We start from the raw sequence: 24,246 nt of genomic DNA on the forward strand, positions 1-24,246 counted from the left end.
GCATAAGCCCATTTGACGAGGGCTAGCGCCAGATTTTCCAAATACCGCTTGTCTCAGAGCCGCTTAAAGCGGCTTCAGCCGGCTTGAGGCGCCTCAAACCCGCCCAGGCCCAATTGGTAGAGGCGGGCGTAGTGGCCGTTGCGTTGGATCAGCTCCTGGTGCGTGCCGGTCTCCACAATGCGCCCGGCTTCCATCGTCACGATGCGGCTGGCATGCATCACGGTGGACAGGCGGTGGGCGATGACCAGCGTGGTGCGGTTGCGCATCAGGGTCTGCAGGGCATCTTGCACGGCGCGTTCGGACTCGGTGTCCAGGGCAGATGTGGCTTCGTCCAGGATCAGGATGGGCGCATCCTTGTACAGCGCGCGGGCAATGGCCAGGCGCTGGCGCTGGCCGCCGGAGAGTTGCATGGCGTTGTGGCCGACCAGCGTGTCCAGGCCTTGCGGCAGTTCGGCCACCAGGTTGCCCAGATTGGCCGCCTGCAGGCAGGCCAGCACCTTGTCGCGGTCCAGCGCTAGGCCCAGCGCCACATTGGCGGCAATGCTGTCGTTGAGCATGATGACGTGTTGGCTGACGAAGGCGAACTGTGCGCGCAGGGCTTTCAAGTTCCATTCCCGCAGGTCTTGACCGTCCAGCAAGATGCTGCCGCCCTGCAGGTCCACAAAGCGCGGCAGCAGGTTGACCAGTGTGGATTTGCCGGCGCCCGAAGCACCGACGATGGCAATGGTCTCACCGCCGTGGATGGACAGGCTCAGGTCATGGATGACCGGTGCGGCCTCGGCAGCGTATTGCACCAGCACATCCTGGAATACGATCTCGCCACGGGCACGCGGTTCGGCAAAGCTGCCCTGGCTTTCGGCGGGTACGTCGTGGATCAGCTCCAGGCCGCGCTCCAGCGCCGCAAGGCCGCGTGTGATCGGGCTGGACACTTCAGACAGTTGGCGAATCGGCGCAATGATCATCAGCATCGCCGTGACGAAGCCTACAAAGCCGCCCACCGAGGTGTCGCTGGACGCGCTTTGCACCAATGCCACCGAGATGACTGCCGACAACGCCATCGCCGCCAGCATCTGCGTCATGGGTGTCATCGCGGCACCGGCCACGGTGGATTTCATGGCCAGGCGGCGCAAGGACAGGCCCAGGTGTTCAAAGCGCTCGGCCTGGGAGGCCTGGGCCGCGTAGAGGCGGATGTCACGGTGGGCCAGCACGTTTTCCTCGACCACATAGGCCAGTCCGTCGGTGGCGTCCTGGTTGGCCTTGGTCAGGTTGTGCAGGCGCTTGGTGAGCACGCGCATGACCCAGGCCACGGCGGGGAAAACCGCGATGACGATCAGCGTGAGCTGCCAGTTTTTGTACAGCAGGTAAACCGTCAACGCCACCAGCGTGAGGGCATTGCGGGTCAGGCTGAGGATGGAGTTGACCAGCATGGAGGCGCCGTTCTGCGTCTCGTAGACGATGGCGTTGGACAGGGCGCTGGAGGTCTGCCGCTTGAACAGACCCATCTGTGCAACCAGCAGCTTGGCAAACATCTCACGGCGCATCAGCAACAGCCCATGGTTGGTGATGCGGGACAGGCCCAGTTGTGCCACATAGCCTGCCAGGCCGCGCACGCCAAACAGGGCCAGCAACACCACCGGCACGATCCAGGGCTGCAGGCTGCGTTTGACAAAACCCAGGTCCAGCAGTTTGTCGAACAAGGCGGGGATCATGGGTTCGGTGGCCGCGCCCACGATGGTGGCCAGCACGATGACCAGCCATGTGCCCGGGAAGGCGCCGAAGTAGGGCTGCAGAGCGCGCATCCGCGCCAGCATGCCGGCGCTTGGCGCCGCGGACGTTGTGGAAGCCGGAACGGCTGTATCGGTCGTCATGCTGCGGGCACCGGAGGGGATGCATTGGAGGCAGCGCCGCTGCTGCGCACACCCAGGGCCATCAGCAAGCCCAGGCTGACACAGAAGTAGTCGCCCATCAGGTCGTCATACAAGGCCGAGTTGAACAGACAGGCCACGGCGGTGGCCGCCACCACGCCGATCAAAGCCTGCTGCGCCACCGGTGGGAAACGCAGCGCATCACGCACCATGCCAAGAAACAGCGCCAGCAACAGCAGGGTGCCGCCCACGCCCAACTCAACGCCCCACAGCAGGTATTCTTCATGTGGGTTGCTGTGGTTGCCCATGCCAAAAATGGCATCGGCATTGTTGCCCTGTATGCGCTTGACTACCAAGGCCCAGTTGCCTACACCATGGCCCTGCACCGGTTTCTCTTGCAGGGCTTGCACGGAGCGCAGCCAGGCATTGAGGCGCCAGCCGGACGAATCGCCTTCAGCCACCTGCTGGGTCTGGGCAAAGTTTTGGCTCTCTTGGAAAATCTTGGTGACGCGCTCATGGACCTTGGCCGAGCCCACGGACAAGCCTAGCAACAGCACCACGGGCGTAATGACCAGGGCGGCCAGGCGCAGGCGGCTGGGCAGTGTCCACATGACGGCCAGTGCAATGGTGGTCAGCGCCACCAGGTAGCCGCTGCGGCCCTCCAGCAGCAACAAGGTGTTGACCAGGGCAAATGCTGCCAGGCCCATGCCGGCCCAGCGGGGCCAAAGCCGCTCGCCACGCAGGTACCAGAACACGCCGGCCGTAGTGGCAAACATCAGAGACTGGTCTAGGTAGGTGGAGAACACTTCGTATTTGACGGCCGAACCCGCCTGCCAGGGAACAGGCACGCCGACAAACAGCAGCCACGAACTCAGTAGCAAGAAGCCCTGGCCTATGGCGTAGGCGCCAAGGGCTATGCGGGCCTCGGCCAGGCTGCGCACCAGCACCACCAAGAGGGCAATCTCCACCAGCTTGATGTGCTTGAGCATGGCATTCAACGCAAAGGGCATGTCCGCGCCGGTCCACAGCAGGCTGGCGGCGAATGCGAGGACGACCAGCACCAGCACGCGTGGTGTCCACAGTGCAGCCAGCGCCGCATCGCGCCGTCCGCGCGCAAAGTCCGCGCCCAGATAGCCCAGGCCGGCAACCAATACCAAGAGTTTGGCCAGGCTGATCCAGGCCATCGGCAAGCTGACGGACACAGCCGACAAACACACCAGAGCGAGCCGGGCGTTCCACACACCCTTTGTCGGCGCCATACGGTTCTCAGGCATCGCGGGGAGGGGCCTTGGGTGCCTGCCACTCGGCGCCCTTTTGCGCTTCGAGGGCCTTGACGTAGCGGTAAAAGGTGCCCTCGAAGTTGCCCAGGGCGATCACGAAGCCGGCCCAGCCATCCAGAAAGCCGCGCTTGAAGACATAGTGTTTGACGAAGGACCAGATGCCATGGCCCAGCGCACTGCCCATGCTGATCTTCTTGTGCATGATCTTCTCCGCACCCAGCGTGGAGTAGCGGTTGGACTTGTGCATGACCTCGGCCATGTTCTTGAACGGGAATTGCCAGATGGCGTTCTGCAAATGGCCAATGGGCTTGTCGGACTTGAGCACATAGCCCTCGTGTACGGGCTTGAGGTCATAGGCCATGCGGCCATTGCGAAACAGCTGCGGCTGGCGGTAGTTGGGGTACCAGCCGGAGTGGCGTATCCACCGGCCCATGAAGTAGTTGCGCCGCGGCATCCAGTACACATCCAGCGCGTCGGGGTTGTTGGTCACAGCGCGGATCTCCTGCTCCACCTGTGGTGTGCAGCGTTCATCGGCATCCAGGCTGAAAATCCATTCGTGGGTGCAGGCTGCAATCGCGTGGTTGCGCAGATCGCCAAAGCCTTTGAACTCCACCTGCACAACCTTGGCGCCCATGCGCGTGGCGATCTCGGGTGTGCCATCGGTGCTCCAGGAGTCCACCAGGATGATCTCATCGGCCCACTGAACGCTTTCAATGGTGGCGGCAACTTTCGCCGCTTCGTTGAAAGCGATGATGTAGACGGAAATTTTGGACATCGGGGGGTGGTAGTATTCGGCCACTTTGGCGCGCAGCAGACGGTTGCCAGCCGCGTAGTCTAGTTCAAAATGAATGCCTCCCAACTTGTTTCCGTGGTCATCACGACCTACAACCGCAGCGATGCCTTGCTGGCCGTATTGGCCGGATTAGTGCGGCAAACGGACCGCAATTTTGAAGTGCTGGTGGCCGATGATGGCTCGCGTATCGAGCACCAGACCAAAGTATTGCATGCGCCCGCCGCAAGGGCTTTGCACGCTACCCACGTGTGGCACCCGGACGTGGGGTTCACCGCCTCGCGCGTGCGCAACAGGGGCGTGGCCGCTTCGCGTGGCGACTACATCATCTTCCTGGACGGCGATTGCGTGCCCGAGGTGGACTTCATCGCCCGCCATCGGGCGCTGGCCCGGCTGGGCTTCTTTGTCAACGGCAGCCGCGTGTTGCTGTCACCCACCTTCACGGACCAGGTACTCAGTGGCGCCGAGCAAATCAGTGGGCGCTCCGCCTGGTACTGGCTACGCCATAGGCGCAATGGCGACGCCAGTAAACTCACCGGCTTGTTGCGCCTGCCCGACATGCCTTGGCGCAACCAGCGCGCATTTTCATGGAAGGGCATTCGCAGTTGCAATATGGGGTGCTGGCGCACAGACTTCGAGCGGGTAAACGGATTTGATGAATCTTTCGTTGGATGGGGGCACGAGGATGCGGACTTTGTGTTGCGGCTGCATAACAGCGGTGTCGCGCGCAAGAACGGGTTTTGTGCAACCGAGGTTTTCCATTTGTGGCACCAGGAAGCCGCCCGCAACCAGGAGTCGCATAACGCGGCGGTCGTCCAGGCGCGAGCCCAGACGACCGTAACCCAACCTACATTGGGTTACGCGCAAGAACGTATCAATGATGATGTGCTCATCACAACACTGGGATAATGCAAAGATGTTGAAGCGTCACCTGTTAATTTTGATAGCCAGTCTGGCTTGTGGTTCTGCATTCGCGCAGTTCCGCGTTGAGGTCACCGGCGTGGGGCTGACCCAAGTCCCCATCGCCATTGCAAGCTTCCGTGGCGATGACGTCGCCCCCCAGAGGATAGGCAGCATCGTGCAGGCCGACCTGGAGCGCAGCGGGCAGTTCCGTGCCGTAGACAGCAGCGGTGCTGCAATGGACGAGGGCTCGCGCCCCGAAGTGTCCACGTGGCGCCAAAAAGGGGCGGATGCCCTGGTCACCGGCAGCATCACGCGCTTGGCCGACGGCCGCTTCGATGTGCGTATGCGCCTGTGGGACGTGGTGCGGGGCCAGGACCTGGGTGGCCAGAGTTATGCTGTGGTCGCAGGTGATCTGCGCCTGGTAGCCCACCGCGTGGCCGACTTCGTGTACGAAAAGCTGACTGGCGACAAAGGTGTGTTCTCCACCCGCATTGCCTATGTGACCAAGGTGGGCCAGACCTACAACCTGTGGGTGGCCGATGCCGACGGCGAGGGCGCACAAAGCGCGCTCAATAGCGCAGAACCCATCATCTCGCCATCCTGGGCGCCCAATGGGCAACAACTGGCCTATGTGTCGTTCGAGTCGCGCAAGCCGGTGATCTTTGTGCACGACGTGGCCACCGGCAAGCGTCGCCTGGTTGCCAATTTCAAGGGCTCCAACAGCGCCCCTGCTTGGTCGCCCGATGGCAAGACCCTGGCCGCCACCTTGACCCGCGACGGCGGCTCCCAGCTCTATTTGATGGACGCCAATGGCGGTGAACCCCGCCGCCTGGCCCAGAACAGCTCCATCGACACCGAACCCACGTTCACCTCCGATGGCAAGTTCATCTACTTTGTCAGTGACCGCGGTGGCGCGCCCCAGATCTACCGCATGCCCGCATCGGGTGGTAACGCGGAGCGGGTCACATTTACTGGCACTTACAATATTTCGCCATCAGTGAGCCCTGACGGAAAATGGCTGGCATATATTTCCAGAGTCAGTGGCGTGTTCAAGCTGCATGTGATGGAGTTGGCAAGCGGAACCGTCAATGCCATCACCGACACCACAGCCGATGAAAATCCTAGTTTTTCGCCCAATAGCAAACTCATCATCTACGCGACCCACCAGTTGGGGCGCGAAGCGCTGATGACGACCACCGTCGATGGAAAGATCAAGGCCCGCTTGGCAGGGCAAAATGGCGATATCCGGGAGCCCGATTGGGGCCCCATGCAAAAGTAATACCTAATACACACACAACGGAAATTTAAAAGGAGTTATTGGATGAAACATTTGGTATTGGTGGCCTCCCTGGCCGTTCTCTTGAGCGCTTGCAGTTCGACAAAGCTGGACAAGGCACCGGTTGAAGACAAATCCGGCAGCAATATGACCCAACCTGGCGGGCCAGGTACCGGCAACGTCGGCGAACGCGCCGTGACCCCCGTGGATCTGGGCAAGAGCAAGGTGCCCGATGCGGCCAACCGCATCGTCTATTTTGACTACGACAGTTACGTCATTCGCCCTGAGTTCCAGGCGCTGATTGAAACCAACGCCAAGCTGGTCAAGGCCGACAAGAGCAAGAAGATTGCCATCGAAGGCCATACCGATGAGCGCGGTGGCCGTGAGTACAACCTGGCCCTGGGTCAGAAGCGTGCTGAAGCCGTCAAGCGTGCCATGGGCCTGCTGGGCGTGTCGGAGAGCCAGTTGGAAGCCGTGAGCTTCGGCAAAGAGAAGCCCGCTGCCATGGGTTCTACCGAAGACGCCTTTGCCAAGAACCGCCGCGCTGAAATCTCCTACCGATGAAATCCGGCGCCTTGTCTTCTGTCGGGCAGATGGGCCGCGTGGCGGCCGCTGTTGCGGTGATGCTGGCTTGCATGGGCAATGCCTCTGCAGGTCTATTTGATGACGACGAGGCACGCAAGGCCATCCTGGACCTGCGCCAAAAGGTGCAGGTCTTGGAGCAAAAGCTGACCGAGGAAACACGGCGTGCATCGGAAGAGTCGGCCCAATTGCAGCGCAATCTCATCGATCTGCAAAACCAGTTGGATGTGACCCGTTCCGAAATGGCCAAGCTGCGTGGTTCGGAAGAGCAGATGGCCCGTGATGTGGCCGAACTGCAGCGCCAGCAAAAAGATGCCGTGCAGAACGTGGACGAGCGCCTGCGCAAATTCGAGCCTTCCCGCATCACCGTGGACGGGCGTGAGTTCTTGGCCGATCCCAATGAAAAGCTGAGCTACGACGCCGCCATGGCCACCTTCCGCAAGGGCGAGTTCGCCGCTGCGCAGGTCGCCCTGGTCGATTTCTTGAACCGCTACCCCAAAACGGGTTTCCGGCCCTCGGCCTTGTTCTGGTTGGGCAATGCCCAGTACGCCACACGCGACTACAAGGACGCGCTGGCCAGCTTCCGCGCCCTGGTGGCGATGGGCTCGGATCACATGCGTGTGCCAGAAGCGCAGTTGGCCATTGCCAATTGCCAACTGGAGTTGAAAGACAACAAGGGTGCGCGCAAGACGCTGGACGAGTTGATCGCCAACTACCCAGGTTCCGAAGCCGCCCAAGCCGCCAAGGACCGTCTGGCACGTTTGCGCTAGCCAAGCCGTGAGCGAGCAGTCCGGCATCACGGCCTCTAACCTGCAGGCCGGTGTTGAAGACGATGAGGCCGATGGAGCGCGGCGCTTTTCCGGCCTGGAGCGCCTCTATGGCGTGGACCCTGCACGCACCATTCGCGCAGCCCACGTAGCCGTAGTCGGCATCGGCGGCGTAGGCTCCTGGGTCGCGGAAGCCCTGGCCCGCAGCGGCGTGGGGCGGTTGACGCTGATCGACCTGGACCATGTGGCGGAATCCAATGTCAACCGGCAAGTGCATGCGCTCAGCACCACGCTGGGCATGGCCAAGATCACGGCCATGCAAGAGCGCATCGCACTGATCAACCCCGCCTGCCAAGTGACCTGTGTGGATGCCTTTGTCGAACCCGACAACTGGCCTGGCATCTTGCCCGCTGACACGGATGCCGTGGTGGACGCTTGCGACCAAATCAAGGCCAAGACCGCGATGGCTGATTGGGCACGGCGCAACAAGGCCTTGTTCATCTCGGTCGGTGCTGCCGGAGGCAAGCGCCACGCGCACAAGGTCGATATAGCCGACCTCAGCGAAACCACGCACGACCCCTTGCTGGCGCAAATGCGCTACCGCCTGCGCAAGACACACAACGCGCCGAAGGAAGGCAAACGCATCGGCGTTGTCTGTGTCTTCAGCCGCGAAGCTGTCAAGCCTGCGGATGCATCCTGCCAGATAGAGCAGGGGGACAATTCACTGAACTGCCATGGCTATGGCTCGGCCGTGTCCGTGACCGCCACCTTTGGTATGTGTGCTGCCGGATGGGTTTTGGATAAAATTTCTGAAACCTGTAAAACAGGCAACTAAAAAAGGCTATAATTGAAAGCTTCGCGGGGGGTTGTAAGGTAACTTGCTACTAACTGTCGGGACCATAGCTCAGTTGGTAGAGCAGCGGACTTTTAATCCGTTTGTCGTGGGTTCGACCCCCGCTGGTCCCACCAAAAGATTAACCAGGGATCTTAGCTCAGCTGGTAGAGCAGCGGACTCTTAATCCGTAGGTCGAGAGTTCGAATCTCTCAGATCCCACCAATTGGCCCTTGTGGGCATTGAAAACCCCGCTATCGAATAGGTAGCGGGGTTTTTTCTTGGGCGCTTGTCATTGAGGGGGGCGATCAGCAGAACATCAGCGCCAGCAACGCGACGTCGTCGCCCCAGTTCAGCAGCATGTAGCCGGAGCAACGATAGGCCAGCGCCAGAGCCTGCTCCCACGCAAGCTCTAGCGTTAGCGCATGACTATCCAGCACCGGCTTGCTAACCTTCGATGCTGCTGGACAACTCCAGCCACTTGTCTTCCAGCACCGCCAACTCGTCATTGACCAGCTTGAGGCTGCGGCCAATCTCGGCAATCTCTTGTGGATGCGGGTTGGTGGACAGGCGGCTCTCCAGTGCGGCACCTTCGCCGTTGAGCACGGCCATGCGTGCCTCCACGTCCTGCAATTCTTTTTTGAGTTTGGGCGAGGTGCTGCCTTTGGACTTGCTGCCGGCGGCAGCAGGCGTGGTGGGGGTAGCAGCCTTCGCCACCACGGGCGCCTTGGCTGCTTCTTTGGCCTCTTCGCGTTGGCGTTTGGCTTCGTCCAGCAGGTAACGCTGGTAGTCGTCCAGATCGCCGTCGAAGGGCTCGACGCCACCGCGCGACACCATCCAGAACTCATCACACACCGAGCGCAACAACGCACGGTCATGGCTGACCAGCATGACCGTGCCTTCGAACTCGTTCAGCGCCATGGACAGCGCTTCGCGGGTTGCCAGATCCAGGTGATTGGTGGGCTCGTCCATCAGCAGCAGGTTGGGGCGCTGCCATACCAGCATGCACAGCACCAGGCGGGCCTTCTCGCCACCGCTCATGCTGCCCACGGCTTGCTTGACCATGTCGCCGCTGAAGTTGAACGTGCCCAGGAAGCTGCGCAGATCCTGCTCACGCGTCTGCTGGCCTGCAATTTTGCCGGCGGCCGTCATGTCGCGCACCAGTCGGATCATGTGTTCCAACGGGTTGTCGGCGGGGCGCAGCACGTCCAGCTCCTGCTGGGCGAAGTAACCGATATTCAGGCCTTTGCCTTCGGTGATTTCGCCGTCGAGGATGGCGAGATCGCGCGCGATGGTCTTGACCAGTGTGGATTTGCCCTGGCCGTTAGCACCCAGGATACCGATGCGCTGGCCGGCCAGCACCGACTTGTTGATGTTGCGCACGATGGTTGTGGGCGGTGTGCCCTCGGGCGCGTCTTCTGGCGCCGGGTAGCCCACGCTGATGCCACTCATGCTCAACATGGGGTTGGGCAGGTTGGCCGGTTCCTTGAACTCAAATGTGAACTCAGCCTCGGACAGCAGCGGCGCAATCTTCTCCATGCGGTCCAGCGCCTTGACGCGGCTTTGCGCCTGTTTGGCCTTGCTGGCCTTGGCCTTGAAGCGGGCAATGAACTTTTGCAGGTGGGCGATCTTGTCCTGCTGCTTGGCATACGCGTTTTGCTGCAGCTCCATCTGCTCGGCGCGCATGTCCTCGAACTTGCTGTAGTTGCCACCGTAGCGCACCAGTTTGCCGGCGTCGATGTGCAGCGTGACATTGGTCACAGCGTCCAAAAATTCGCGGTCGTGGCTGATGACGACCATGGTGCCTTCGTACTTCTTGAGCCAGGCCTCCAGCCAGACCAGGGCGTCCAAATCCAAGTGGTTGGTGGGCTCGTCCAGCAGCAGCAGATCGCTCGGGCACATCAGCGCACGGGCCAGTTGCAGGCGCATGCGCCAGCCGCCCGAGAAGCTGTTGACGGGGTTGTCCAGCTCGGTGGTCTTGAAGCCCAGGCCCAGGATCAGCGCCTGTGCGCGGGCAGCAGCGTCGTACTCGCCGGCGTCGTGCAATCCGGTGTAGGCGTGGGCCATGCGGTTGTAGTCTTCGGTGGCCTCAGCAGCGGTCACTTCCTCGCGGGCGGCCAGCAGTACGGTGTCGCCTTCGACCACGAAGTCGGTGGCGGATTGGTCGGTCTCGGGCATGTCCTGGGCCACCTGGCCCATGCGCCATTGGGTAGGGATGTAGTACTCGCCAGCGTCTTCATGCAGGCTGCCATTCAGCAACGCGAACAGCGAGGATTTGCCCGCGCCGTTGCGGCCCACCAGGCCGACCTTTTCGCCAGGGTTCAGGGTGACGGACGTACTGTCCAGCAATACCTTGACGCCGCGGCGTAAGGTGACATTCTTTAAGGTGATCATTCTTTGTGGTCGTAACTATTTATTCGGTTCACTTCGGCAGGTGCAGCGTGGTGAGCGGGAGGATGGGGTACTGCGAAGCTCCGTGTCCCCCGGCCGTTCCGGCCTCCTCCTTTACCTGCGCTTCGCAGTACCCCATCCTCCCGCCGCGCGGCGTTATTGGTGCGCTAACAAGGAAAGATGCGGTATGTCTCGCAAAAAAGTAAAGCTGTTCGTAGCAGAGGCTAGGGGTAAGGGGTGCAGTGAGGTAAAGGAGGAGGCCGAAGGCCGGGGGACACGAACGGAGCCCCTTACCCCTAGCCTCCGCGAGCCCAGCAGAGCCCAGCAAAAAAACAGGCGCTAAAGCAGCAAGGCCTCCTTAGTCACCAGCAACACCTGGTCTTCCCCAGCACTGGTCTCCAGCCACACCACTTCCAACTCGGGGAAGGCGGCTTCAAAGTACGGCCGCTCGTTGCCAATCTCCAGCACCAGCACGCCGTCTTCACTCATGTGCTGAGGTGCGTCTTTCAGCAGCCCGCGGATAAAGTCCATGCCATCGCTGCCACCGTCTTGGTTGCCACTGAGCGCCATCACGGGCTCGGCCTTGTACTCGGCAGGCAGGTCGGCCATGCTCTGGGCGTTCACATAGGGCGGGTTGCACAGGATCAGGTCAAAGGGGCCGCGCGCCGCCAATGTCGGGGCTGACAAGCCATTGGACTCGATCAGTGCAATGCGTTCCTGCAGGCCATGCTTGTCCACATTGATGCGGGCCACGGCCAGTGCGTCAGTTGACAGGTCGGAGCCGGTGACCTCCACGTCCGGGTAGGTCAGCGCGGCAATCACTGCCAGGCTGCCGTTGCCGGTGCAGAGGTCCAGCACTGTGTGCGTGGAGGCCTTCAGCCAATAGTCAATGCTGCCATCGGCGATCAGTTCGGCGATCAGCGAGCGGGGCACGATGGCACGCTCGTCCACGTAGAAGGTCACGCCTTGCAGCCACGCCTCTTGCGTCAGGTAGGCGGCGGGTTTGCGTGTGGTGACGCGTGCTTCCAAAATGCTAGCGGCCTTCTCAGCATCGGTGAGGGCTACCGGTTGATTGGCTTTTGAGCCTTCGCCGTCCAGCGGGGTATCCAGCGGCAGGCCCAGACTCCACAGCACCAGCCAAGCGGCCTCGTCAAAGGCATTGGTGGTGCCGTGGCCAAACGACACCTTGGCCTGCTCCAACTGCTGGGTGGCCGATTCAATCAGTTCGATCAGCGTCATGCACGGGCCTGACGGTCGAGGTTTTCCAGCACCCGGCGGTAGATGTTCTTCAGCGGCTCGATGTCGGCCACTCTCACATGCTCGTTGATCTTGTGGATGGTGGCGTTGGGCGGGCCCATCTCGATGACCTGTGGGCAGATCTGGGCGATGAAACGCCCGTCGCTGGTGCCGCCGGTGGTGGAGAGTTCGGTCGTGATGCCGGTCTCGGCCAAGATGGCCTCTTGCACCGCATGCACCAATGTGCCGGGCGTCGTCAAAAAGGGCAGACCACCGATGGTCCAGGCGAGGTCGTATTCCAGTTCGTACTTTTCCAGCACGCGGACTAGGCGCGACTGCAGCGACTCGGGCGTGGATTCGGTGGAGAAGCGGAAATTGAAATCAATGACCACGTGGCCCGGAATCACATTGCTGGCGCCGGTGCCGCCGTGGATATTACTGATCTGCCAGGTGGTGGGCGGGAAGAAGGCATTGCCCTTGTCCCACTCCACGCCCACCAGCTCGGCCAGCGCGGGGGCGACCAGGTGGATGGGGTTCTTGGCCAGATGCGGGTAGGCAATGTGGCCCTGGATGCCCTTGACCGTGAGCTTGCCGCTCATAGTGCCGCGGCGGCCGTTCTTGATCATGTCGCCGGTGCGCTCCACCGAAGTGGGTTCGCCGACGATGCAGTAGTCAAACGATTCGCCGCGCGCGGTCAGCGCCTTGCAGACGACCACCGTGCCATCGTTGGCCGGGCCTTCCTCGTCGCTGGTCAGCAGCAGGGCGATGTTCAACTGCGGGTTGGGATTGGCGGCGATGAATTCCTCAAGGGCCACGACAAATGCGGCCAATGACACCTTCATGTCGCTGGCGCCGCGGCCGAACAACTTGCCATCGCGGTGTGTGGGCACGAAAGGGGGGCTGTTCCACTCACCCAAGGGACCGGTGGGCACGACATCGGTGTGACCGGCAAATACCAGGGTTTTGGCCGTCCTTGGCGATGCTACTGAATTGCTAGCGGACTGCGTAGATTCGACGAGGGCTGCAGGCCGTTTGGCCCAAAGGTTGGTGACGGAGAAGTCGGCCGGGCCGCTGACAATGGTCTCGCAGTGGAAGCCCAGGGCCTGCAGCCGCTGGGCGATCAGTTCCTGGCATCCGCCGTCTGCGGGGGTGACCGATGGCCGCGCAATCAGTTGCTCGGCCAGGCGCAGTGTGGCACTGCTGGTTGCTGTGCTCATCAATGCTTGACGTCCAGGGTGATTTCGGTGAACGAGGCTTCCTCGTGTTCTTCGGGTGCCGCCACGGGTTGTGCGGCCTTGGTGAAGTCGTTTTGCAGACGCCACATCAGGTTGGTGGGCGAATCGGCATTGGCCAGGCCTTCCTTGCGGTCGACCACGCCTTCGACAATCATGCGGGCGATATCTTGCTCGAAGGACTGCGAGCCATCGGCCATGGATTGCTCCATTGCGTCCTTGACGCCGGAGAAGTCGCCTTTTTCGATCAGCTCGGAAACCAACTTGGTGTTCAGCATGACCTCGATGGCGGGCACGCGGGTGCCGGCGGTGTTGCGCAGCAGGCGTTGCGAGACAATGGCCTTTAGCGCGGCGGCCAGGTCGCCCAGCATCGTGGGGCGCACTTCCACGGGGTAGAAGCTCAGAATCCGGTTCAGCGCCTGGTAGCTGTTGTTGGCGTGCATGGTAGCCAGGCACAGGTGGCCGGACTGGGCGTAGGCAATGGCCGCCGACATGGTCTCGCGGTCGCGGATTTCGCCGATCAAAATGACGTCAGGCGCCTGGCGCAGTGCGTTTTTCAACGCCACCTGCAAGGATTTGGTGTCGGAGCCGATTTCGCGCTGGTTGATGACGGACTTCTTGTTCTTGAACAAGAATTCCACCGGGTCTTCAATGGTCAGGATGTGGCCCGAGACCATGGTGTTGCGGTAGTCGATCATGGACGCCAGCGTCGTGCTCTTGCCAGCGCCAGTGGAGCCCACCATCAGCACCAGGCCGCGCTTTTCCATGATCAGGTCGCCCAGAACAGGTGGCAGGAACAGGTCGGCCAGTGGTGGCACATCCACCGAGATGTAGCGAAATACGGCAGCAATGCTGCCGCGCTGGCGCATGGCGCTGACCCGGAACCGCCCCAACCCGGGTATGGGAAAGCCCATGTTCAACTCGCCCTCAGCGTCCAGCTCGGCCATGCGGTCGGCCGGCAGGATCTCGGCCAACAAGTTGCGCGTGGCCTCCACCGGCAGCGACTGGTTGTTGATGGGCACGCACTGGCCGTTGATCTTGATCAAGGCCGGCGAATTGGCTGACAAATAGACGTCCGACGCTTTCTTCTCGCTCATCAAGCGCAGGATGCGCTCCATGGTTCCGGAAGAGGGGGGTGTCGTTGTCGTCGTCGTTGCCATATGTTCAGCCTTGGTCTTGTGAGATCAACAGAGGATTTGGTCTTCAGTCACGCAGCAGATCGTTCAGCGAGGTCTTGGCCCGGGTCTGGGCGTCGACGCGCTTGACGATGATGACTGCATACATGCTGTATTTTCCGCCGTCTTTCGGCAAAGTGCCACTGATAACGACCGAACCGGAAGGAATGCGGCCATAGCTGATCTGGCCCGTGGCGCGGTCGTAGATGGGGGTGCTTTGGCCCACATACACACCCATGGAGAGTACGGAGTTCTCTTCGACGATAACGCCTTCGACCACCTCGGAGCGGGCGCCGATGAAGCAGTTGTCTTCGATGATGGTGGGGTTGGCCTGCATGGGTTCCAGCACGCCGCCAATACCCACGCCGCCGGACAAGTGCACGTTCTTGCCGATCTGAGCGCAGGAGCCTACCGCGGCCCAGGTGTCGACCATGGTGCCGTCGTCCACATAGGCGCCGATGTTCACAAAGCTGGGCATCAGGATCGCGCCCTTGCCCACATAACTGCCGCGGCGGGCAACGGCCGGCGGCACCACGCGGGCACCGGTGGCACGCATTTCTTCGGCGGACAGGTCGGCAAACTTGGTTGGCACCTTGTCGTAGAAGCCCAGATGGCCGGCCTGGATCATCTCGTTGTCGCGCAGGCGGAAGCTCAGCAACACGGCCTTTTTGATCCACTGGTGGGTGGTCCATTGGCCCACGCCTTCGCGGGTGGCCACGCGCAGGCGGCCGGTATCGAGTTCGTGGATCACGTGTTCCACAGCGTCGCGCACCTCGGCGGTGGAGGATTGCACGGAGATATTGGCGCGGTTTTCCCACGCTGCGTCAATGATCTGCTGGAGTTGTTGGCTCATGGAGTATTTTCCTAAAGGGTCAAAGCAAAGTCACGAAAGATCAGGATCCGTCCCGCAAGGCTTGGCTAGCCGCGGGACTGTACAAACTGGACGATACGCTGGGCGGCTTCCACGCATTCCGCGGTTTCGGCCACCAGCGCCATGCGAATGCGGTTGGCGCCTGGGTTGAAGCCCCTGGCCTCACGGGCCAGAAAGCTACCCGGTAAGACCGTCACATTGTAAAGAGCGAGCAGATCGCGGGCAAAGTCGGTGTCGCTACCCTTGACCTTGGCCCACAGATAAAAACCGGCATCGGGCAGGGCCACGTCCAGCACGCTGGCCAGCATGGGGGTGACCTGGGCAAACTTGGCCCGGTATTGCTCGCGGTTGTCGCGCACGTGGTCCTCGTCGTCCCAGGCGGCGATGCTGGCGGCTTGCACCACGGTGCTCATGGCGCTGCCGTGGTAGGTGCGGTACAGCAAGAACTGTTTGATCAGCGCTGCATCACCGGCCACAAAGCCGCTGCGCATGCCGGGCACATTGCTGCGCTTGGACAGGCTGGTGAAAGCGATGAGGTTCTTGAAGTCGCTGCGGCCCAGCTTGGCAGCGGCTTCCAGGCCACCCAATGGGGGTTCGTCGCGGAAATAGATTTCGCTGTAGCACTCGTCGGAGGCAATAACGAAGCCGTGGCGGTCGCTGAGGGCAAACAGCTTCTTCCATTCATCCAGCGGCATCACCGCGCCGGTGGGGTTGCCCGGCGAGCAGACAAACAGCAACTGGGTGCGGGCCCATACCTCTTCGGGCACGCTGTCCCAGTCCTGCGCGAAATTGCGGGCCGGGTCGGACGGCACGTAATAGGGCTGCACGCCCGACAGAAAGGCCGCGCCTTCGTAGATCTGGTAGAACGGGTTGGGGCACACGACCAGGGCCGGCTGGCCGCCCGCAGTGGGACGCGCCGGGTCTATGACCGCCTGGGCGAAGGCAAACAGAGCCTCGCGCGAGCCGTTGACCGGCAGGATCTGGGTATCGACATGGAGCGCCAGCCCGTAGCGGCGCAGCATCCATCGCCCAATCGACTGGCGCAGGCCGGGCACACCTGCGGTGGCCGGGTAGACCGACAGGCCGCCCTGCGGGTCCATGATGGCGTCGCAATAGGCTTGCTTGATCAGGGCCGGTGTAGCGTGCCGTGGTTCACCAATACCCAGGCTGATGGGGCTGTAGGCGGGGTTGGGCGTGACGTTGGCAAATAGCTGGCGCAGGCGTTCAAACGGATAAGCTTGCAGGCGGTTCAAATTCGGATTCATGGGCCGCCATTATCCCCGAGCAGTTGCTACACTGGACGGCAGGTTTTTGGGCTTCACCGCTTTTCACCACGGCCAGTCAAGGAGCAATCAATGGCTACACCTTCGCCCGACGGGCAAGTGCGGGTTCACCTGGATATTGCGCGTGCTTTGGAGCAGATCGGCGACGAGAGCGCCATGCGCGGCATGCTGCCGATGCTGCAGGAACTGTTGGAGCGCGATGTGCCCCAGATCACCGAACTACTGGCCCACCAGGACGCCCGCGGCGCCAACCCCCTGCTGCATTCCTTAAAAGGTTGTCTGCCCATCTTTTGTGCACCGTCGCTGTGTGAGCATATGGCCCAGGTGGAGCAACTGAGCAAGGCGGGTACGGGGGCCGAGGTGGCAGAAGCTTTTGCTCCCCTGCTGCCCAAGCTGATAGCCTTGCAAAAAGAAGTCGCACAGTATTTGGCCTAACGTTGGAGCTGTGAAGTGGACATAAAAAAAGCCCGGATCATGGTGGTCGAAGACGAAAACGTCATGAGCACTTTTATCTTGAATAGCCTGTGTCGCATCGGCATCATGGACCTGCATGCCTTCAAGGAGGGTGGCAGCGCGCTGAAGGAAGTCGCCCGCTTGAAGCCAGACCTGATACTGACCGACATCCACATGCAGCCGGTCGGCGGCCTTGAATTCGTGCGGCAACTGCGGGCCCTGCCCAGTACCATGGTCAGCAATACCAAAGTCATCTTCCTGAGCGCGGACTCCAGCCCCGGCACGGTGGGCGAGGCCTTGCCACTGGGCGTGGCAGGCTATCTCGTCAAACCCCCTTCGTTGACTGCATTGGCCACCAAAATCGAAGCGGCTTTGCGGACCTGAGGCCTCGGCCTTGTCCCTGTGGTGTGGCAAGCGCCGGGGGCGTTGTACCCGCACGGTATGATTGCAGGCCGTTGGTGTGTGTAGGTACACCACAAACACCAATGAAATCAACCGCTTAGCTCTAGTTTTTCTCGTCCGTGCGTCTTAATTCCATCAAGTTATCGGGGTTCAAATCCTTTGCGGAACCCACCAACTTCCTGTTGCCAGGCCAATTGGTGGGCGTGGTGGGGCCCAATGGCTGCGGCAAGTCCAACATCATGGACGCGGTGCGTTGGGTGCTGGGCGAGAGCAAGGCCAGTGAATTGCGTGGCGAGTCCATGCAAGACGTCATCTTCAACGGCACGACCAGCCGCAAGCCGGCCAGTCGCTCCAGCGTAGAGCTGATTTTTGACAATGCCGACCACCGCGCTGGCGGCCAGTGGGGCCAGTTCGGCGAGATCGCTGTCAAGCGCGTGCTGACGCGCGACGGCACCTCCAGCTACTTCATCAACAACCAGCCGGTACGCCGCCGCGACGTGCAAGACGTGTTCCTGGGCACGGGCCTGGGGCCACGTGCTTACGCCATCATCGGCCAGGGCACGATCAGCCGCATCATCGAATCCAAACCCGAAGAGTTGCGCCTGTTCCTGGAAGAGGCGGCCGGGGTTTCCAAATACAAAGAGCGCCGCCGCGAGACGGAAAACCGCCTCTCGGACACGCGCGAGAACCTGACCCGTGTCGAAGACATCCTGCGCGAACTCACAGCCAATCTGGAGAAGCTGGAAAAGCAGGCCGAGGTCGCGCTGAAATACAACGCGCTGCAGACCGATGTGACGCTGAAGCAGCACCAGCAGTGGTTCCTGAAACGGGCCGAGGCCCTGGCCGACCAGGCCAAGGTCAAGTCCGACGCCCTGGGTGCCGTCAATGCACTGGAAAGCCGCATGGCCGACCTGCGTCACATCGAAGCCGATCTGGAGGCCGTGCGCCAGGCCCATTACGCCGCGGGTGACCAGGTCAACCAGGCCCAGGGCCTGCTGTACGAAGCCAGTACCGACGTGGGCCGGCTGGAAGCCGAAATCCGCTTTGTCGTCGAAGGCCGCCAGCGCGCCGAGCAGCGTCTGGCCACGCTGCAAGAACAGGTCGGCCAATGGGCGGCCCGCAAGGAAGATGCCCAGGCTGAAATCGAACGCTTGGCCGAGCTGGCAGCCTTGGGCGAAGAACAAACCGAATTGCTGTCTGCCCAAGTGGAAGAACAGGCGCAGCAACTGCCCGACCTGGAAGACGCGCTGACCGCCGCCCAGACCGCCGCCAACGACCAGCGTGGCAGCGTCATGCAGGTGCAACAGCAAATCCAGGTGCTGGCCGCGGAGCAGCGCAATATCGAAGAGCAGTCGCGTCAGATCGCCAACCGCCGTGAGCGCCTGGTTGCAGACCGCAGCAACCTGTCCGCCCCTGACGAAGAGCGCCTGCAGGTACTGCAAGCCCAACTTGAAGAAGCCCAAGAGGCCGCCGGCATTGCCGAGGCCCGCCTGCACGAGTTGCAAGAGATGCTGCCCCAGCGCGACGAGGCCCGGCGCAACCAGCAGCAAACCGTCAATGCCGAATCGGCCCGCCAGGCGGACCTTTCCGCCCGGCTGGAAGCCCTGAAGACACTGCAAGAAAAGGTCAAGACCGACGGCAAGCTGCAGCCCTGGCTGGCCAAGCACGGCCTGGACCATTTGCAAGGCCTGTGGACCCGCATCCACATCGAACAAGGTTGGGAGAGTGCGCTGGAAGGCGCACTGCGCGAGCGTCTCGCTGCGCTGGAAGTGTCGCGGCTGGACCTGGTGCGCGCCTTTGCCAATGATGCACCACCCGCCAAGCTGGCTTTCTTCAGCCCACCCTTGGCCGCCGTGCCAGAGGCCGCGTCCACGCTGCCGCGCCTGGCCGACTTGCTGCGCATCAACGATGCCGGCCAAAAGGCCGTGTTCGCCGAGTGGTTGCACGGCTGCTATACGGCCAACCATTTTGAAGACGCCTTGGCCCAACGCGACAAACTGCAGCCCGGCGAAAGCATTTACCTCAAGTCCGGCCATGTGGTCACTGCGCACAGCGTCAGCTTCTATGCGCAAGACTCCGAGCAGGCCGGCCTCTTGGCCCGGGCACAGGAGATCGAAAACCTGGAAAAAGACCTGCGCGCCCAGGCCATGATTGCCGAGGAAGCCCGCGTCGCCCTGGTGCGTGCCGAGGCCGCCTATGCCGATGCATCCCAGCGCCTGGTCAGCGTGCGCCGCGAGGCGACCGAATCCCAGACCCAGGCCCATGCCCTGCAGGTCGAGGTTTTGCGCCTGTCGCAACTGGCCGAGCAGGCCCGCATGCGCAGCGCCCAGATCGATGCTGATCTGTCCGAGGTGGATGCGCAACTTGAAGACCTGCAAGAGCGCCGCGTCACGGCCGAGGGGCGCTTCGAATCGCTGGACATGCAACTGGCCGACAGCCAGGAGCGCCACGCCCAATTGGACGAGCGTGTCATCGAGGTGCAGCGCAAGCTGACCCAATGCCGTGAGCAGCAGCGCACCCTGGAACGCCAGGCCCAGGAGGCCCAGTTTGCGCAGCGCAGCCTGCAGGCCCGCAATGCCGAATTGGCCCGCGCCATTGACACCGCCAACCAGCAAACCGAATCCGTCCATGCCGAGGCCCAGCGCGCCCGCGACGAGTTGACGCGCCTGACCGATGCAGCGGCCCAGGCTGGCTTGCAAAATGCGCTGGCCCTGAAGCTGGAGCGCGAACAGGCCCTGGGCGCCAAGCGCAGCGAATACGACGACCTGACTGCCAAGCTGCGCGCCAGCGACGAGCGCCGCCTGCAACTGGAGCGTGAGCTGGATCCGCTGCGCCAACGCATCACCGAATTCCAGCTCAAGGAGCAGGCCGCACGCCTGGGCTTTGAGCAGTACGAGCAGCAATTGCTGGACGCCCAGGCCGAACTGGAGGCCGTGGAGCTGTCCATCAAGGACGGCAATGTGCGCTTGACCGGCATGCAGGGTGAGATCGACCGCCTGCACCGCGAGATCGCGGCCCTGGGTGCCGTCAATCTGGCCGCCGTCGACGAGTTGGCCGCAGCGCGCGAGCGCAAGCAGTTCCTGGACGCGCAGAATGCCGACCTGGCTCAGGCCATGCAGACGCTGGAGGACGCCATCCGCAAGATCGATACGGAGACCCGCGAGATGCTGTCCGGCACCTTTGAGAAGGTCAACCAGCATTTCGGGCGCATGTTCCCCGAGCTGTTTGGCGGCGGCAATGCGCGCCTGGTGATCACCGGTGACGAGATCCTGGACTCTGGCGTGCAGGTCATTGCCCAGCCACCGGGCAAGAAGAACCAGACCATCCACCTGCTGTCGGGTGGCGAAAAAGCGCTGACCGCGATTGCGCTGGTGTTTGCCATCTTCCAGTTAAACCCCGCGCCGTTCTGCTTGTTGGACGAGGTGGATGCGCCGCTGGACGACGCCAATACCGAGCGCTATGCCAAACTCGTGCGTAGCATGAGCAAAGAAACCCAATTCCTTTTCATCAGCCACAACAAGATCGCCATGGAAATGGCCGAGCAGCTGATCGGTGTGACCATGCAAGAGCAGGGCGTCTCCCGCATCGTTGCGGTGGACATGGAGTCTGCCCTGAGTCTGGCTGAGCTGGTGTAATTTATGAACCCCCACGCTCATATTCATTCGCTGCCCCCCGAGGGGGCGCGTGCCTCCTTTGAGGCGGCTCTGCAGGAGGCACCATCCCTATGAGCAACCTACAAATCGGTTTGGCAATAGCGGGCGGCGTAGTGCTGGCGGCCGTGGTGGCCCACAGCGCCTGGAACGCACGCAAGCATGCGCCCCGCCAGGCCCAGCCCGAGCCTCAGGGCGAGCGCCCCGACGCTGCACTGCGTGAGCCTTCGTTTGACACCGACGCCCGGGGTGACACCCAGCCCATGAACCTGCCGCCGGTGGCACGCCGCTCGGTCATGGATTCGCTGATCGACGTCATCGCCACCATCGCGCTGGATGGCCCCAATATGGTGGTATCGGGCGAGGCCGCCATCGCCGCCATGCCCGCCACGCGCCGCGCAGGGACCAAGCCCTTCGCCATCGAGGGCTACAACCTGACCACCTTGAACTGGGAAGTCCCCGTGCCCGGCCAGCGTTACGGCGGTTTCCAGGCCGGTGTGCAACTGGCCAACCGTGCCGGCGCCTTGAACGAAATCGAATACTCCGAATACGTGGTCAAGACCCAGGCCTTTGCCGACGCCATCAACGCCACGCCCGAATTCCCGGAAATGCTGGAAGAAGTGGCCCGCGCCCGCGAGCTGGACCAATTTGCCAGCGCCCACGACGCGCAACTGAGCTTCACGATTCGCGCCCGTAACGCCTCCTGGAGCCCTGGCTACGTGCAGCAGAATGCCGCACGCCTGGGCTTTGTGGCCGGCGTCATCCCCGGCCGCATGGTGTTGCCCGCCAGCACCGAAGGCCTGGCGCCCGTGCTGATCTTGAGCTTTGACCCGCAGGCCGCACTGGCCGAAGACCCGGCCCAGTCTGCCGTGCGTGACATTGCCCTGCACCTGGACGTGGCCCATGTCGACCGGACCGAACAGCCCTTTGTGCGCATGCGCGAAGTCGCTGCCGCCCTGGCCCAGACCATGGACGGCGTGGTGACCGACGATAACGGCCAACTGCTGACCGCCGAAACCATGGACGTCATCGGTTCCGAATTGGAAAGCCTGTACGACACGCTGGAGCAGCGTGACCTGGCCGCCGGCTCCTTGCTGGCGCGCCGCCTGTTTGCCTGACCGATCTGCGAAGGGGCTTTAGAGGCCATGGCCAATCTGGATTTGTTTGTTGCTGGCGGCGAAGCGCCGGCGTCCCACCCCGACCGCGCGCGCATGCTGGCCCTGCATGAGACCCTGCACCGCTATGCGCACCAGTACTATGTGCTGGACGCGCCCACGGTACCCGACGCCGAATACGATCGGCTGTTCCAAGAGCTGCAGGCGCTGGAAACTGCCCACCCCGAGTGGGTGACGCCCGATTCGCCGACGCAACGCGTGGGCGGTAAACCGCTGGACCAATTTGCGTCGGTACGCCATGCCGTGCCTATGCTCAGCATCCGCACCGAGACGGATACCGAGGCCAGCGGCGCGCAGAATTTTGACGCCCGTGTGCGCAAAGAACTGGGCTTGACCGAGGCCGACCCGGCCGTGGAGTACGTGGCCGAACTCAAGTTTGATGGCTTGGCCATGAACCTGCGTTACGAGCACGGCGTGTTGGTGCAAGCCGCCACGCGGGGCGATGGCGAGTTTGGTGAAGACGTCACGCAGAACATCCGCACCATAGGCCAGATACCTTTGAAGCTACCGCAAGGTGTGCCCCCTATTCTGGAGGTGCGTGGCGAAATCTATATGCGCCGCGATGACTTCGAGGCCATGAACGAGAAGCAGCGTGACAAAGGCGAGAAAACCTTTGTGAACCCGCGAAACGCCGCGGCCGGTGCCGTGCGCCAGCTGGACCCTGGCATTGCGGCCCAGCGCCCCTTGAGCTTCTTCGCCTATGGTCTGGGCGAGGTCACGTCAGCAGAGCAGGGCGGTCCCGTCTTCGGTACCCACTTCGACATGCTGCAGACTTTGAAGCATTGGGGTTTTCCGGTCGCAGCCCTCGTGGAACGGGCACAAGGCGCTCTTGAATTGATAGCATACCACCAGCGCATCGGCCAGACCCGTGACCAGCTTCCCTTTGATATCGACGGTGTGGTCTACAAGGTCAACAGCCTGGCCTTGCAGCAGCGCCTGGGCTTTGTCAGCCGCGAGCCGCGCTGGGCCGTGGCGCACAAGTACCCGGCGCAGGAGCAACTCACTACGGTGTTGGGCATTGACGTGCAAGTGGGCCGCACCGGCAAGCTGACGCCCGTGGCGCGGTTGGCACCGGTGTTTGTGGGCGGCGTGACGGTGACGAACGCCACGCTGCACAACCTGTTTGAAATGCGCCGTAAGAAGGTGCGCGTGGGTGACCAGGCCATCGTGCGCCGAGCGGGCGATGTGATCCCCGAGGTGGTTGGTGTGGTCAGCACCGGCCCCCGCGCGGTCTATGTGCCCAACTTCCGTATGCCCCGCACCTGCCCCATCTGCGGCAGCGACGTAGTACGTGAAAAGACCGAGATGAACCACCGCTGCAGCGGCGGCCTGTTTTGTGGTGCCCAGCGCAAGCAGGCTATCCTGCACTACGCGCAGCGCCGCGCGGTCGAGGTCGAAGGACTGGGCGAGAAACTGGTCGACCAACTGGTGGAGACCAATGTCATCCGCACGCTACCCGACCTGTACAAATTGGGTCTGGCATCGCTAGCGGCATTGGACCGCATGGCCGAGAAATCGGCCCAGAATATTGTCGACGCGCTGGAAAAATCCAAGCGCACCACACTGCCGCGCTTCCTGTTTGGCCTGGGCATACGCCACATCGGCGAGGCTACCGCCAAGGACCTGGCACGCCACTTCGGTACGCTGGACGCCATCATGGGCGCGTCTGAGGAACAACTGTTGGAGGTCAACGATGTGGGGCCTATCGTCGCCAAAAGCCTGCACACTTTCTTCGCCCAAGCCCACAACCGCGAGGTGGTCGAGCAGTTGCGCGCCTGCGGCGTCACGTGGGAAGAGGGTGAGCCCGCCGCCCAGGCGCCCAAGCCGCTGGCCGGCAAGACCTTTGTACTGACCGGCACCTTCCCTACACTGAGCCGCGACCAGGCCAAGGACTTGCTGGAGGCCGCTGGCGCCAAAGTGGCTGGCTCCGTCAGCAAGAAAACCGACTATGTGGTCGCCGGTACGGATGCCGGCAGCAAGCTGGAAAAGGCGCAGACTCTGGGTGTGGCGGTGATTGACGAGGCGGCAATGACTGCCTTAATGGCTGGCGATACGGAGAGTGGGAAAGACGGCGGTTCGTGAT

Annotated in this window: 20 protein-coding genes and 2 tRNA genes; 12 read left to right on the top strand and 10 right to left on the bottom strand. The window is 62.2% G+C overall.

The window, feature by feature from the left end; translation table 11 throughout:
• Positions 1 to 74: 74 nt before the first annotated feature.
• From msbA to AC07OO_RS19875, 3 genes are read right to left on the bottom strand one after another with little or no spacing between them, the layout of a single operon-like run.
• The gene (gene msbA / locus AC07OO_RS19865; RefSeq protein WP_495083878.1) at positions 75 to 1,868 is read right to left on the bottom strand and encodes a lipid A export permease/ATP-binding protein MsbA; all 1,794 of its coding nucleotides are present in this window, start codon (positions 1,866 to 1,868) and stop codon (positions 75 to 77) included.
• A complete protein-coding gene (locus AC07OO_RS19870) occupies positions 1,865 to 3,139 on the bottom strand; it encodes an O-antigen ligase family protein (protein WP_495083879.1) in 1,275 nt (424 codons plus the stop codon). The genes msbA and AC07OO_RS19870 overlap by 4 nt, the downstream gene beginning before the upstream one ends.
• Entirely contained in the window at positions 3,132 to 3,920 is a 789-nt protein-coding gene (locus AC07OO_RS19875; protein ID WP_495083880.1) for a glycosyltransferase family 2 protein, read from the bottom strand. The genes AC07OO_RS19870 and AC07OO_RS19875 overlap by 8 nt, the downstream gene beginning before the upstream one ends.
• Positions 3,921 to 3,989: 69 nt before the next feature.
• Here AC07OO_RS19875 and AC07OO_RS19880 point away from each other — a divergent pair, with 69 nt between their 5' ends.
• The 7 genes from AC07OO_RS19880 to AC07OO_RS19910 all read left to right on the top strand — a co-directional run bounded on the left by AC07OO_RS19880 (position 3,990) and on the right by AC07OO_RS19910 (position 8,520).
• Positions 3,990 to 4,844: a glycosyltransferase family 2 protein gene (locus AC07OO_RS19880; protein ID WP_495083881.1), complete on the top strand. Its 855-nt coding sequence runs from the start codon at positions 3,990 to 3,992 to the stop codon at positions 4,842 to 4,844.
• A gap of 7 nt (positions 4,845 to 4,851) precedes the next feature.
• On the top strand, positions 4,852 to 6,117 hold the full coding sequence (gene tolB, locus AC07OO_RS19885; RefSeq protein WP_495083882.1) for a Tol-Pal system beta propeller repeat protein TolB: 1,266 nt from the start codon (positions 4,852 to 4,854) through the stop codon (positions 6,115 to 6,117).
• Positions 6,118 to 6,159: 42 nt separating this feature from the next.
• Positions 6,160 to 6,678: a peptidoglycan-associated lipoprotein Pal gene (pal, locus tag AC07OO_RS19890; RefSeq protein ID WP_495083883.1), complete on the top strand. Its 519-nt coding sequence runs from the start codon at positions 6,160 to 6,162 to the stop codon at positions 6,676 to 6,678.
• A complete protein-coding gene (gene ybgF, locus AC07OO_RS19895; RefSeq protein WP_495083884.1) occupies positions 6,675 to 7,466 on the top strand; it encodes a tol-pal system protein YbgF in 792 nt (263 codons plus the stop codon). Before pal ends, ybgF begins: the two co-directional genes overlap by 4 nt.
• A 7-nt stretch (positions 7,467 to 7,473) precedes the next feature.
• Positions 7,474 to 8,298, top strand: a complete 825-nt coding sequence (locus tag AC07OO_RS19900) for a tRNA threonylcarbamoyladenosine dehydratase (RefSeq protein WP_495083885.1) — start codon at positions 7,474 to 7,476, stop codon at positions 8,296 to 8,298.
• A 58-nt stretch (positions 8,299 to 8,356) separates the two neighbouring features.
• Positions 8,357 to 8,432 (top strand) — tRNA-Lys (locus AC07OO_RS19905).
• A gap of 12 nt (positions 8,433 to 8,444) precedes the next feature.
• Positions 8,445 to 8,520, top strand: a tRNA-Lys gene (locus AC07OO_RS19910).
• An 83-nt stretch (positions 8,521 to 8,603) separates the two neighbouring features.
• Here AC07OO_RS19910 and AC07OO_RS19915 read toward each other — a convergent pair.
• The 7 genes from AC07OO_RS19915 to dapC form a co-directional block, all read right to left on the bottom strand.
• Positions 8,604 to 8,735, bottom strand: a complete 132-nt coding sequence (locus AC07OO_RS19915) for a hypothetical protein (RefSeq protein ID WP_495083886.1) — start codon at positions 8,733 to 8,735, stop codon at positions 8,604 to 8,606.
• 7 nt (positions 8,736 to 8,742) lie between these two features.
• Entirely contained in the window at positions 8,743 to 10,689 is a 1,947-nt protein-coding gene (locus AC07OO_RS19920) for an ABC-F family ATP-binding cassette domain-containing protein (RefSeq protein ID WP_495083887.1), read from the bottom strand.
• 336 nt (positions 10,690 to 11,025) lie between these two features.
• Positions 11,026 to 11,925, bottom strand: coding sequence for a 50S ribosomal protein L3 N(5)-glutamine methyltransferase (prmB, locus tag AC07OO_RS19925; RefSeq protein ID WP_495083888.1), 900 nt, complete (start codon positions 11,923 to 11,925; stop codon positions 11,026 to 11,028).
• Positions 11,922 to 13,139, bottom strand: coding sequence for a succinyl-diaminopimelate desuccinylase (dapE, locus tag AC07OO_RS19930; RefSeq protein ID WP_495083889.1), 1,218 nt, complete (start codon positions 13,137 to 13,139; stop codon positions 11,922 to 11,924). The genes prmB and dapE overlap by 4 nt, the downstream gene beginning before the upstream one ends.
• Positions 13,139 to 14,314: a PilT/PilU family type 4a pilus ATPase gene (locus tag AC07OO_RS19935; RefSeq protein WP_495083890.1), complete on the bottom strand. Its 1,176-nt coding sequence runs from the start codon at positions 14,312 to 14,314 to the stop codon at positions 13,139 to 13,141. The genes dapE and AC07OO_RS19935 overlap by 1 nt, the downstream gene beginning before the upstream one ends.
• A gap of 43 nt (positions 14,315 to 14,357) precedes the next feature.
• Positions 14,358 to 15,182 (bottom strand): 2,3,4,5-tetrahydropyridine-2,6-dicarboxylate N-succinyltransferase, encoded by an 825-nt coding sequence (gene dapD / locus AC07OO_RS19940; RefSeq protein ID WP_495083891.1) that lies wholly within the window; start codon positions 15,180 to 15,182, stop codon positions 14,358 to 14,360.
• 65 nt (positions 15,183 to 15,247) lie between these two features.
• A complete protein-coding gene (dapC, locus tag AC07OO_RS19945) occupies positions 15,248 to 16,465 on the bottom strand; it encodes a succinyldiaminopimelate transaminase (protein ID WP_495083892.1) in 1,218 nt (405 codons plus the stop codon).
• A gap of 90 nt (positions 16,466 to 16,555) precedes the next feature.
• Between dapC and AC07OO_RS19950 the strand changes: the two genes are divergently transcribed.
• The 5 genes from AC07OO_RS19950 to ligA all read left to right on the top strand — a co-directional run bounded on the left by AC07OO_RS19950 (position 16,556) and on the right by ligA (position 24,245).
• Positions 16,556 to 16,918, top strand: coding sequence for an Hpt domain-containing protein (locus AC07OO_RS19950; protein WP_495083893.1), 363 nt, complete (start codon positions 16,556 to 16,558; stop codon positions 16,916 to 16,918).
• 15 nt (positions 16,919 to 16,933) lie between these two features.
• Positions 16,934 to 17,320 (top strand): response regulator, encoded by a 387-nt coding sequence (locus tag AC07OO_RS19955; protein ID WP_495083894.1) that lies wholly within the window; start codon positions 16,934 to 16,936, stop codon positions 17,318 to 17,320.
• A 137-nt stretch (positions 17,321 to 17,457) separates the two neighbouring features.
• Complete coding sequence (smc, locus tag AC07OO_RS19960; RefSeq protein ID WP_495083895.1) at positions 17,458 to 20,973, top strand: chromosome segregation protein SMC; 3,516 nt, start codon at positions 17,458 to 17,460, stop codon at positions 20,971 to 20,973.
• Positions 20,974 to 21,062: 89 nt separating this feature from the next.
• Entirely contained in the window at positions 21,063 to 22,106 is a 1,044-nt protein-coding gene (locus tag AC07OO_RS19965; RefSeq protein ID WP_495083896.1) for a cell division protein ZipA C-terminal FtsZ-binding domain-containing protein, read from the top strand.
• A gap of 27 nt (positions 22,107 to 22,133) precedes the next feature.
• Complete coding sequence (gene ligA / locus AC07OO_RS19970) at positions 22,134 to 24,245, top strand: NAD-dependent DNA ligase LigA (RefSeq protein WP_495083897.1); 2,112 nt, start codon at positions 22,134 to 22,136, stop codon at positions 24,243 to 24,245.
• Position 24,246: the final 1 nt, after the last annotated feature.

The organism is Rhodoferax sp. GW821-FHT07G04, from assembly GCF_059418585.1.